Annotated in this window: 10 protein-coding genes; 3 read left to right on the plus strand and 7 right to left on the minus strand. The window is 34.5% G+C overall.

What is annotated here, in order from left to right:
• Nucleotides 1-32: 32 nt before the first annotated feature.
• From nifS to J5V48_RS06625, 7 genes are all read right to left on the minus strand, one after another.
• Nucleotides 33-1,283, minus strand: coding sequence for a cysteine desulfurase NifS (gene nifS, locus J5V48_RS06595; protein ID WP_219937779.1), 1,251 nt, complete (start codon nt 1,281-1,283; stop codon nt 33-35).
• A gap of 3 nt (nt 1,284-1,286) precedes the next feature.
• A complete protein-coding gene (gene nifU, locus J5V48_RS06600) occupies nt 1,287-2,237 on the minus strand; it encodes a Fe-S cluster assembly protein NifU (protein WP_219937780.1) in 951 nt (316 codons plus the stop codon).
• 11 nt (nt 2,238-2,248) lie between these two features.
• On the minus strand, nt 2,249-2,710 hold the full coding sequence (locus J5V48_RS06605) for an Lrp/AsnC family transcriptional regulator (protein WP_219937781.1): 462 nt from the start codon (nt 2,708-2,710) through the stop codon (nt 2,249-2,251).
• 135 nt (nt 2,711-2,845) lie between these two features.
• Nucleotides 2,846-4,684, minus strand: a complete 1,839-nt coding sequence (locus J5V48_RS06610; RefSeq protein ID WP_219937782.1) for a heavy metal translocating P-type ATPase — start codon at nt 4,682-4,684, stop codon at nt 2,846-2,848.
• A gap of 70 nt (nt 4,685-4,754) precedes the next feature.
• Complete coding sequence (locus J5V48_RS06615) at nt 4,755-4,976, minus strand: hypothetical protein (RefSeq protein WP_219937783.1); 222 nt, start codon at nt 4,974-4,976, stop codon at nt 4,755-4,757.
• A 132-nt stretch (nt 4,977-5,108) separates the two neighbouring features.
• Complete coding sequence (gene feoB, locus J5V48_RS06620) at nt 5,109-7,394, minus strand: ferrous iron transport protein B (protein WP_219937784.1); 2,286 nt, start codon at nt 7,392-7,394, stop codon at nt 5,109-5,111.
• Nucleotide 7,395: 1 nt separating this feature from the next.
• The gene (locus J5V48_RS06625; protein WP_219937785.1) at nt 7,396-7,623 is read right to left on the minus strand and encodes a FeoA family protein; all 228 of its coding nucleotides are present in this window, start codon (nt 7,621-7,623) and stop codon (nt 7,396-7,398) included.
• 172 nt (nt 7,624-7,795) lie between these two features.
• Between J5V48_RS06625 and J5V48_RS06630 the strand changes: the two genes are divergently transcribed.
• From J5V48_RS06630 to sstT, 3 genes are all read left to right on the plus strand, one after another.
• A complete protein-coding gene (locus J5V48_RS06630; protein ID WP_219937786.1) occupies nt 7,796-9,421 on the plus strand; it encodes an AAA family ATPase in 1,626 nt (541 codons plus the stop codon).
• Between the two features lie 122 nt (nt 9,422-9,543).
• Nucleotides 9,544-11,169 carry an AAA family ATPase gene (locus J5V48_RS06635; protein WP_219937787.1) on the plus strand — a complete coding sequence of 542 codons (1,626 nt, stop codon included), beginning with the start codon at nt 9,544-9,546 and terminating at the stop codon, nt 11,167-11,169.
• A gap of 230 nt (nt 11,170-11,399) precedes the next feature.
• On the plus strand, nt 11,400-12,638 hold the full coding sequence (gene sstT, locus J5V48_RS06640; RefSeq protein ID WP_219937788.1) for a serine/threonine transporter SstT: 1,239 nt from the start codon (nt 11,400-11,402) through the stop codon (nt 12,636-12,638).
• The last annotated feature ends 150 nt before the right edge of the window (nt 12,639-12,788 follow it).

The following is a 12,788-nucleotide window of genomic DNA, read 5'->3' on the forward strand; positions in this document are numbered from 1 at the left end:
AAAAGAGAGAAACTAATTAACCAAAAGCAACCTTAAGCTCTAACCTCAGTTGAGTTCTCATCAAAATCATGATCAAGACCTGCAATCTGAGCCTTACCCTGTTTCCAGTAAGGTGACATTGCACGAAGTCTATCAATAATCTTTGGAAGAACCTCTAAAGTTCTGTCAATATCTTCATCAGTTGTAAAACGAGACAGTGAGAAACGGATTGTGCCATGAGCTGCTGAGAATGGAACATTCATTGCTCTCATAACATGAGATGGCTCAAGTGATTCAGATGAACAAGCTGAACCTGATGATGCAGCAATACCATACTCATTTAGCATAAGTAAAATTGCCTCACCTTCAACAAACTTGAATGCAACATTAAGTGTATTGTCAGTTCTATTTTCCTTATCACCGGTAACAAAGCATTCAGGAATTGACTTTAGGATACCAGCCTCTAATCTGTCACGAAGCTCCTTTACTCTTGATGAAACTTCACTCAAATGCTTTTTGGCAAGTTCACAGGCTACACCTAAACCAACAATAAATGGTACGTTCTCAGTTCCAGCTCTTCTTCCTCTTTCCTGATGACCGCCCTTCATGAATGGAACAAATCTTGTGCCGCGGCGAACATACAGAACACCAATACCCTTTGGAGCGTGGATCTTGTGGCCTGCAAAAGACAGCATGTCAATCTTGGTGTTCTTTACATCAATATTGATTTTTGATGCAGCCTGAACAGCATCAGTATGGAACATAACACCATGATCATGAGCAATCTGAGCTAACTTTTCGATTGGATAGATATTTCCAGTCTCATTATTTGCCCACATGATTGTTGCAAGAGCTGTTCTTTCATTTAATAAAGACTCAAACTCATTAAGATCAAGATCGCCTTTATTTGACATCTTAAGATAATTTATTTTTGCACCATGAGCTGCAAGAAAATCACATGTCTGCATAATTGCAGGATGCTCTACAGGAGTTGTTACGATCTCATTTTTACCATTCTGTGACCACAGAGCTGACCATAAAGCAGTATTATCTGATTCTGTTGCACATGATGTAAAAATAATTTCATCATCATACTGAGCACCGATAAAATCAGCAACCTGCTCACGCGCTCTTGCAATAGCCTTTTCAACAGGTACACCATAGCCGTGCTGTGATGAGGCATTACCAAAATATACGCGTAAATAAGGCTCCATTGCATCAATTACTTTAGGATCAATCTGTGTTGTGGCATTGTTATCAAGGTAGGTGCCACCTAAACCTACACCTAAATCCATTGTATTCATATACTACCTTACAGTTAAGCTGATCAGACGACCTGTTTTATCTGACAGTTTCTGCTTTAAAAAGCCTACTGTCATTTCCTTTAACATGCCATTTGAAATACTGCCAGAGAACTCAACACTTACATCTGCACCAGCAATTGACAGTAATTTGATAGCAGAACCGTCAGTAAAGCCTTTAACAATTTCATCAATAACCTCATTTACGTCGTTGTAAATTGGTGATGATTTTGTTTTTTCATCAATTGAGCTTTGAACAGCCTTGGTTGCTGCACTTGCAGAGGTTACAGTATTTAATGATGAGAATGAGCTGTTGTTTGCAGTGCTGATTGTAATTGATGGAATAGGTGTTGGAACATGACCAGGACGAGGCACACCACATTTTTCAAGATCAACCCAGACATCATCAATAATCTCTTCAATTCTCATCTTGCAGCTTGAACAGCCACCACCAGCCTTTGTATAGTTGGTAACTTCTTCAACTGTTGTCAGATGATTTTCCCAAACAGCTTTTTTAATCTTGTTGATACCGACACCAAAGCAGTGGCAAATAAGCTCACCGTCATCATGAGAATTTTCATATGACTGACCATGATAATTTGCAATAGCAGCATCTAATGCTTCTCTGCCCATAACTGAACAGTGCATTTTCTCAGGAGGAAGACCACCTAGATAATCTACGATATCCTGATTTGAAATCTTTTCAGCCTCTTTTAAAGATTTACCTTTTAACATTTCTGTTAGTGCTGATGATGAAGCAATAGCAGAACCACAGCCATATGTCTGGAATGCAGCATCTTCAATTACCTCAGTTGCAGGATCGATTTTTAACATCAGACGCAAAGCATCACCACAGATAATAGATCCTACATCACCAACAGCATTGGCATCTTCAATAACACGTGCATTACGTGGATTTAAAAAGTGATCTTTTACTTTATCAGAATAATCCCACATAAAAATATCCTCTATTTATCAAAATCTGTAAAAGAAAGAGAGCTTCTATCCTCTATTTCTCTTTTTAAAATCAGCTCTACTTTGCACTTACCATAGTTTGTCTGAAGGTTGGTTACAAAGTTATTGAGTTTTGCAGTATTCTCAAATGAAGCCTTAATTATATATGAATAATCAGATGCAATCTTATAAAGTGAATTTACACAAAGAAGGCTTCTTGCATATTCTAAAAATTTATCCTCATCAGCATTTATCACCTGAACATAGATTAGAGCTTCTAAGGATAGAGCAAAAACCTGAGAACTGATTTTCGCTCCATAACTTTCAATAATCTTTAGATCTTCAAGACGCTTGACTCTGCTGCTAACAGCTGGAGCAGACAGTCCAACCTTTGAAGCTATATCTCTAAGTGACTTTCTTCCATCCTCTCTTAATACTGACAGGATCTGAATATCTGCTGTATCTAAATTAACCATATTTTTCTCACAATACTGTGCAAACAAATGATAACTTATTTAATAAAAATGTGAATACAGATGAGAAATATAATTATCCAATATATTAGACTAATATCTAATATATTGGATTGACAAGATAAAATCAAAATAGTTCTATCTGAATGTCAGAGCTCGCATTGCATTGAGAACGGCCAGTATCAGCACTCCGACATCTGCAAAAATTGCACTGTATATATTTGCAAATCCAAAAGCACCTAAAAATAGCACCATGAACTTTATGAATATGACAAAAGCAATATTGAATACTGCAGTTTTGTAAATTCTCTTTGAAATTACAAAGCACTTTCTTACGCTTTCAAGAGAATCATTCATAACAATGATATCCGCGCTCTCAACTGACAGAGCAGATCCTTTCTTTCCCATAACAAAGCTTACATCTGACAGATTTATTACAGGAGCATCATTTAAACCATCGCCGCAGAAAGCTACTATATGATTTTGCTCTTTAATTTTCTTAAATACTTCAACTTTTTTATCTGGTGTAGTCTGATAATAATAATCTTTTATACCGGTTTTTTTTGATGCAAGCTGTACACAGCCTTTTAAATCACCTGAAATAATTGTGCTTTTAATGTTGTTACTATCAAGGTATGAAACTAATGCTTTAGCATCATCCTTTATGCAGTCTTCAAGTAACAAAGTTGCACTAAGTTCTTTATCTATCACAAGATAAAGTCTTGTATAACCATCATCTGTATGAGTATTAACACAGTTACAGATTTTCTTAACAAACTCATATGAACCAAAATAAATTTCTTTTTTATCTATAAAGGCTGTAAGGCCAAATCCTGATATTTCCTTAAAATCGCAAACGTCTAATTGCTCTATAGGGTACGACTTTGCTGCCTGTAATAAAGACTTTGAAATTGGATGAGTTGAATTTTTCTCAAGTGCAAAGATAATAGAAAAAAGATAGTTTTTATCAAGACTTGTTATTACATCTGACAGTTTGAATTCACCTGTACTAAGAGTACCTGTCTTATCAAAGGCAATTGCCTTTAATCTGCTGATTGTTTCAATATGCACAGATCCTTTTACAAGAACACCGATTTTACTTAAGGCACCAATACCTGCAAAGAATGTTAATGGAACTGACAGCACAAGAGCACAAGGACAGGATACGACCAGGAACACCAATGCTCTTTCAATCCAGTCAGAAAACACAGCCCCCTCAAGAAAAACAGGAACAAGACAAAGCAAAATGGCAGTTATTACCACAAATGGAGTGTAATAGGTACAAAAACGACGGATCAGATCTTCACTTTTTGATTTGTTTATTGCTGAATCTTCAATAAGATTTATTAGTTTTGTCAAAGATGAGTTTTTATAAAGTTTTGTTACCTTTATATATATGACATCTGACATATTAACTGATCCTGACAGTACATTATCAGATTTATTCACTACAAGAGTCTTACTCTCTCCTGTAAGTGATCTGGTATCAAGTGCACAGCAATCTGATTGCAAAACACCATCAACTGGAACAATTTCTCCTTTTAATACCTTAATGGTATCTCCAATTTTTACATCCCTAGGTTTTATATCTTTCTCTTCACCATCTATTACAACTCTAGCTATTTGTGGTCGTATTGAGGCCAGATGCATGATGTTACTATGAGATCTTGCTTTAGCAAAATCCTCAAACTTTGCACCAATCTTATAAAAGACCATGATTGCAAGCGCCTCAGGAAAGTCTTTTAAAATGAAAGCTGCAAATGTTGCGATGGTCATTAAAAGCTGCTCTGTCATGCGCTTTTGCTTTATCAGCATTTTCACAGCATCAAGTACAACATCTAATCCACAAAAAATATAAGCTAACAGTGTAAGGGGAAGAACAACAGATACAGGTAAATAACTGTCAAACAGATATTCATTTATGACAAGTACGATAAATACAGTAGATGAAAAAATCAATTTAAGTCTGCTGTTCATAAATCACCTAATTATATATGAGCATATATGCAACAATTTACACAAATAAAAACAGATATAAAGAACTTCACTAGTCTCTTAAACTAATCTTTACATTACTGTCAAAGTTGAATGCTATATCTGACGCAATCTTAAAAACATCTTCTTCACAAAGGGTATCTTTTGCATCAATGACTAAGGATGATGCTGCAAAGTTAATTACAGCATTTTCAAATTTATCCTTTATCATCTTTTCAAGCTTTAAGGCACAGTGTGGGCAGTCAATACCTTTAATATCAAATCTTAAGCGCATAATTATCTCCTCATTCTTTATATTAAGTATACAATAGTTGAGCAATTATTCAACTATTTTATATCAGATCCAAAGATTTTTTGCGCAAAAAAAGAGCAAGGCAGATTTTTATTATCTGCCCTACTGTTAACATCAGTCTATTCTCTTAGATGGAATAGAAAGAGATACACCTTTGTGTTTTGATGGCCTTATTAAAAGTACAATAAACAGAAGTAATACAGCTATAGCTATAACTGTAAATGTATTGAATGGAACTACTCCATACATATATCCAAACAGCTGATAGATAACAAGTGAAATTCCATAAGCCCATGCTGTCATATAAAAGATGGCAAATAAAAACCATCTGTTTGAGCCAAGCGATCTTTTCATTGCACCTAATGCAGCTACACATGGTGTTGACCATAGACAGAATGACAGGAAGCTTAGTCCAATAATTGGCAGAAGATAGGAGTTTTCATCACATCCGTTAATTCTAGCAAAGAATGATACTAATGCTTGAGACAAAGACTGATCTTCTTCAAGGGTATTTTCTGATAAACCAAGAACAACAGCCATAGTACTTACAACATTTTCTTTAGCTAAGAAGCCATTTACCATAGCAACCGCGCTCTGCCATGATGCAAAGCCGATAGGTGCAAAGATAAATGCAATTAGACCACCTATCATTGCAAGGAAAGAATTATCAACATTCTCAACAAAACCAATATTCTTGTTTTCAACACCAGTATTTGACAACAGCCAGACAAGTACAACAACTGTGAAAATTATAGTACCAGCTTTAACAACGAACGCTCTGCAACGGGTATAAACCTCTTTTAGAACTGAGAATAAAGATGGCATATGATAATCAGGGATCTCCATTACAAAAGGAGATACACTTTCATTAAATGCATTGCTCTTTTTAAGAATGATGCCTGTACATACAATAGAAAATATACTCATTGCATATACAAAAGGAGCAAACCACCATGCATTATTCATAACGGACGCAAAGATCATGGTCATTATTGGAAGTTTTGCAGAGCACGGAATAAATGTGGTAGTGATAAGACCTATTCTTTTTTCATTGATATTATCAATAGTAGCATTTGCCATAAGTGCAGGCACACCGCAACCAGTTGCAATCACAAGAGGTATGAAGTTTTTACCAGACAGGCCAAAGCTTCTGAAGATCCTATCAAGGATGAAAGCAACTCTTGTCATATATCCTGACTGTTCAAGAAATGACAAAAATAAAAACAGACATGCAATCTGAGGCAGGAAACCAAGCACAGCACCTACACCACCTACAACACCATCAACCATAAGTGAAACAAACCAATCAGGAGAACTTACAGCTGTTAGCATATTTTCAACAATTGAGGTAGCGAATTCACCGAATACAACATCGTTTACATAATCAGTAATATTCAGATACTCTGTTTCGCCATCTGCAGTGTGAGGTATAAGCTCAAGATAGGATGTAAAATACATCGCCCCAAAATATACAAAACCAACCACAATAAAGAAAATTGGAAGGGCTAAGATCCTGTTTAAAACAACAGTATCTATTGCTTTTGTAATATTAGAATTACCTTTCTCTTGCTTTTTCTTACAAGAATCTACAATTCTGCCTATTGCACTATAGCGAGCATCGGCAAAATATGCCTGGCAATCTGTATTAGTGTATTCTTCAAGTTCTTTAATTCCTTGTTTTACACTGTCCATTATCGCCTGATTTGACTCATGCTCTTCTAAATATACTTCATCACTTTGTAAAAGAGAGGTTGCAATAAATCTTCTTGAAAACAGTGATTTTTCATCTGTTATCTTGTTAGCAACTGAATCAATTATTCTTATAACATTCTTGTCATAATACTTTTCAATTTCAGGTACTCTTGCTTTTGCTATTGTCTTTAAGAGCTCTTTTTCACCTTTCTTTTTTGACGCGCTCATTGAAACAACAGGAACACCTAAAGCATTTTCAAGTGCCTTTACATCGATGCTGATACCCTGTTTTGCAATCACATCCATCATATTAAGCGCAATTACCATTGGCTTATTGAATGAGGCTAGTTCAAGTGTTAAAGAAAGTGATCGCTCAAGATGTGAAGCATCAACTATATTGACGATTACATCATACTCATCTGACAGAAGATAATTTCTTGATACAATTTCCTCGGGTGAATAAGGAGACAATGCATACAGTCCTGGAAGATCGACAATTGCATAATTGTAGTCTTTAACATGGCCCTCTACTCTATCAACAGTAACACCAGGCCAGTTACCCACATACTGATGTGATTTTGTCAGAAGATTAAATAATGTGGTTTTACCACAGTTAGGATTTCCAATTAGGGCGATTCTTTTTGAAGCAAATCGGTCAATTAAGACATTTGATGAGATTTCGCAGCCTTTACATTTTCTGCAGTTCATTTTAACACTCTACCTCGATAAGCATGGCATCTTCATTTCTTATAATAAGAGAATATCCTCTGACGTTAAGTTCTATAGGATCACCTAAAGGAGCCTGTCTGACCTTAGTTACTTGACAGCCTTGAGTTATTCCCATATCTAGAAGTCTTCTTCTTAATGATGTTCCCTTTGCATGCACTTTTTTAACAACTGCATTTGATAAAACAGGAATTTTGTCTAAAGTTTTCATAATACTTCCTAAGTTAGCATAGATTAACTAATGTTAGTATATGCTAACAGAGCTAATAGATCAATGAATTTTAAATATTCCAAGAAAGATCTTCACAAAAATTTGCAAGAGTTTCAAATATCTAATTTTTCACAGAAATAGCTATAATATGAGCATACATGAGAATATAACGATGAAAACAATAAGCATATCAGGATCATTTACAGACTTTTTTAGTAGAAATTATATTTATATAGACAAAACAGAAACTATATATAAGCTACTAAAAATGCAAAAAAAAGTTTTCATCTCACGTCCTCGCAGATTTGGTAAATCTGTTACTTTAGATACTATAGGGACTCTGTTTGAAAAAGGAGTCGCTCCTTACTTTAAAGGTACATGGATTTATGACAAATGGACTGAGCCAACTTATCCTGTTTTAAAAATCAGTTTTCTTGATTACTCTGTTACTGATATAAATGAATTTAAAAGAAGATTTATTAAAGATATTTCAACTTTTGCAAAAAAATATAATGTTGAAGGATACAGAGAAGATATTGAAACTGATGGCTCACTTGCATCTTTGTTGTATGCACTAAAAGAGCATAATCAGTCTATCGTATTTTTAATTGATGAATATGACTGTCAGCTTGTAGCAAACATTGACAATCCAAACCTCTACGAAAAATTCAGAGAAATTATTAGAAGGATTTATGCCACCTTTAAGACCTACAACGAAGCTATCAAATTTTTGGCTGTAACTGGAGTTACAAGGTTAAAAGATGCAACCATCTTTTCTGTTGGCTCCGATATCGTCGATATCTCAAATAAAAGTGCATACAGTCAGCTTATTGGTTTTACTAAAGAAGAGATAAAGACTTTCTACATTGATTACCTAAAACTTGCCACTGCATATGAAAATAATGTATCAGTTGACAACGTAACTGATACTCAGATTAATGCAATGCTTGATAAAATTGCTTATAACTATGATGGATACTGTTTTGATGAAGACTATGAAAAGAAAGTTTTCTCAACATGGTCTGTAAACAATTTTCTTCAGTCTATATTAGAAAAAGAAAAAGTTCACTTTGGTGATTACTGGTTTGATAATGGAGGTCTACCATCAATACTGGCAAAAAATATAGAAAAGAGCAAAATAAATCTATTTGATTATTTAAATAAAGATCACTTGATTGAAGTTTCAAGAAACAGTTTTTTAAATCCTACTTCGTTACTTGATATTGATAATAATGTTCTGTTATGTCAAACAGGTTATCTGACTTTGCGTTCATCTCTTTCATCTGGTGATAGTATCATAAGTTTAGGTTTTCCAAACAGAGAAGTTTATGATTCTTTAACTCAGCTTATGGCTATAAAAGCTTTAAAGAAGGAAACATCTGTAAATGTTGATGGCAAGAACATACTTGACGAAGGTAATGCAAAACAGATTATTGACCTGTTCAATACAGCATTAAATACAGTTTCATATGATAAATTTCCTTTAAACTCTGAATCATCTGTTCAAGGATATATCTGTATTTATCTAAAAGCTGCAGGAGCTAAAGTATCAGCTGAAGTACATTCTTCAAAAGGAAGAGCTGATCTGGTTATTGAAAGACTCCACAGAAGAATTGTCATTGAGCTTAAGTATGCCGATAGTGATCCTTTGGCAAAAACTAAACTTAATGAAGCAATTGAGCAGATTAAGAATCGTGATTATGGCAATGTACTGCCACAAAAAGAGCTTATAAGAATTGCCGCAGTCTACAATGCTGATCCACATGTAAGAGCTATTAGAGAATATCAGCAGGTGTAACCATCATCTAATCTCTTACTTTTTGTTTATAAAAGAAGAAAACCATACTTAAAATAAGCACTAAGCTCCTGTTTTATGCAGAGAAAGTAAAAACAAACTATAATGCATGTAGGAGCTAAATAATGAAAACAATAAGCAATTCTGGTGCATTTACTAATTTTTATGATAACAATAGGATCTATATTGATAAAACAGAGACTATCTATAAACTTTTAATGACGCAAGATAAGGTTTTTATTTCACGTCCTCGCCGATTTGGAAAAACACTGACATTAAAAACAATTGGAACTCTTTTTGAAAAAGGTGTCGATCCATATTTCAAGGATACATGGATTTATGACAAATGGACAGACCCTACATGTCCAGTCTTGTATCTTGATTTTCTAAAATGCTCTGTGTCTGACATTGATGATTTTAAAGAAGATCTTGTTGAACTAATTTCAGTTTTTGCTAATACCTATAATATTGAAGGTTACAAAGAATCATCAGAGCCTCAAAGAGCACTTAACAGACTACTAACTTTACTTGAACTTAAAAACTATAAGGTTGTAGTTTTGATTGATGAATACGACAGACAGTTAGTTGCAAACATTAACAATCCAGAGCTCTATGAAAAATTCTGCGAAATCATAAGAAGCATTTATGCCACTTTAAAAAGTTGTGATTCTATAAAGTTTCTTGCAGTTACAGGTGTTACTAGGTTAAAAGATGCAACCATCTTTTCTGTTGGCTCCGATATCGTCGATATCTCAAATAAAAGTGCATACAGTCAGCTTATTGGTTTTACAAGAGATGAGATAAAAACTTTTTATATTGATTACCTTAAACTTGCCGCTTCATATGATAATAACGTATCAGTTGACAGAGTAACTGATACTCAGATTAATACAATGCTTGATAAAATTGCATACAACTATGATGGATACTGTTTTGATGAGAATTGTGTTAAAAAAGTATTCTCATCATGGTCTGTAAACAACTTTTTTAAAGATATTGAATCTAACGGTTATATACAATTTGGAGATTACTGGTACGATAATGGAGGTTTACCTTCGATTATTGCCAAAAGTATTGAAAAACAGGAAATAATCCCTTTTGAATACTTGAATAAAGATCACTTAATTGAAGTTTCAAGAAACAGTTTTTTAAATCCTACTTCGTTACTTGATATTGATAATAATGTTCTGTTATGTCAAACAGGATATCTGACTCTTCGCTCACCTCTTTCATCTGGTGATAGTATCATAAGTTTAGGTTTTCCAAACAGAGAAGTTTATGATTCTTTAACTCAGCTTATGGCTATAAAAGCTTTAAAGAAGGAAACATCTGTTAATGTTGATGGCAAGAACATACTTGACGAAGGTAATGCAAAACAGATTATTGACCTGTTCAATACAGCATTAAATACAGTTTCATATGATAAATTTCCTTTAAACTCTGAATCATCTGTTCAAGGATATATCTGTATTTATCTAAAAGCTGCAGGAGCTAAAGTATCAGCTGAAGTACATTCTTCAAAAGGAAGAGCTGATCTGGTTATTGAAAGACTCAACAGAAGAATTGTCATTGAGCTTAAGTATGCCGATAGTGATCCTTTGGCAAAAACTAAACTTAATGAAGCAATTGAGCAGATTAAGAATCGTGATTATGGCAATGTACTGCCACAAAAAGAGCTTATAAGAATTGCTGCAGTCTACAATGCTGATCCACATGTAAGAGCTATTAGAGAATATCAGCAGGTAGAATGACACATCTTACCTACTCGATTAAAGTTTTAGCATAGATATTTTCTCAAAATTTAAATCTGCTTGAAAAGATTACGGTTATGCTCTATTTGTGCATATCATTATTCATTAGTGTCTAAAAGAGAGCATAAGAGAAATTTTTTGTGAAGATTGTAATAGTGTCATTTAGAAGATAACAACAATTATTCCTACTTTTTGTATAATCCGAAAGATTAAACAAAAAAGGAGTTTTTATGATCCACGCTTTAAATCCAAAAGGTGCCGTATACAAATTCTTTAATGCAGTACCTTTTATCATGCAGATTATTATTGGCATGATCCTAGGTATTCTTTTAGCCATGCTTGTGCCAGAAGGACAGGCATTCATTTCACTGCTCGGTGATCTGTTCGTATCAGGCCTTAAGGCAATTGCACCACTACTTGTATTTGTTCTTGTTTCAGCATCAATTGCAAAGCATCAGTCAGGAACTAACGCAAAGTTAAAGCCAATCTTCATGCTTTATATAATTGCAATGATTCTGTCAGCTGCTACTGCTCTTGTAATGGCAACATTATTTCCAAGTTCATTTCCGCATCTGGCTGACAAGGCTGTTGCAACAGCTCCACTTGGTGTATCTGAAGTATTAACAGCTTGTATTAAAAAGGCAGTTGATAATCCAGTAAATGCTCTTATCAGTGGCAATTATCTTGCAATTTTACTCTGGGGCATCCTCTTTGGAATTTTATTCAGAGGAGCATCTGACAACACAAAATCAGTTTTATCAGATTTTGCATCAATTATCTCTGGTGTTGTAAGAATTGTTATTCGTTTTGCTCCATTAGGTGTTTTAGGTTTGGTATACGCATCTTGCACACAGGAAGGTGGTTTTTCAAACCTGTTAAGCTATGTACATGTTGTAATGGTTCTTGTTGCAACAATGCTGATTGTTGCATTTATAATAAATCCTATTCTTGTATTTGCTGTTACTAAAAAGAATCCATATCCTCTAGTATGCACAGCAGTTGCAAATTCAGGTATTACAGCTTTCTTTACAAGATCATCAGCTGCAAACATTCCTGTAAATCTTGCTTTATGTGAAAAACTGAATATTCCAAGAGAGTCATACTCCATTTCAATTCCTCTTGGCTGTACTATCAATATGGCTGGTGCTGCAGTAACCATCGTAATCATGACCATGGCTACAGTTCATACTTTAAATATGGATATTAATTTTGCAACAGCATTCTTAATGTGCGTAGCAGCTATTCTTGGTGCATGTGGTACATCTGGCATTGCAGGAGGTTCTTTAATGCTGATTCCTCTTGCCTGCTCATTCTTTGGTATTTCATCTGACATTGCAATGCAGGTTGTAGGTATTGGCTTTATAATCGGTGTTGTTCAGGATTCTTTTGAAACAGCTCTGAACAGTTCATCTGACGTGGTGCTTACTGCAGCTGCAAACAAAATTACAAAAGTTGCTGATAAAAAGTAAAATACCAGTCTTGAATTTTCTAAAATCCTATGAAAACAGTTACATACCTATTGTCATAGGATTTTTCTTTTACCCCAAACTTTGCTAGATTTTACTGATCTAGTGGAGTTTTTAGCAAAGTCCCTTTGAATTAGGGACTTTCTTATTTCA

It is taken from the genome of Succinivibrio faecicola, assembly GCF_019448115.1.
In the GTDB taxonomy this organism is placed as follows: Bacteria; Pseudomonadota; Gammaproteobacteria; order Enterobacterales; family Succinivibrionaceae; genus Succinivibrio; species Succinivibrio faecicola.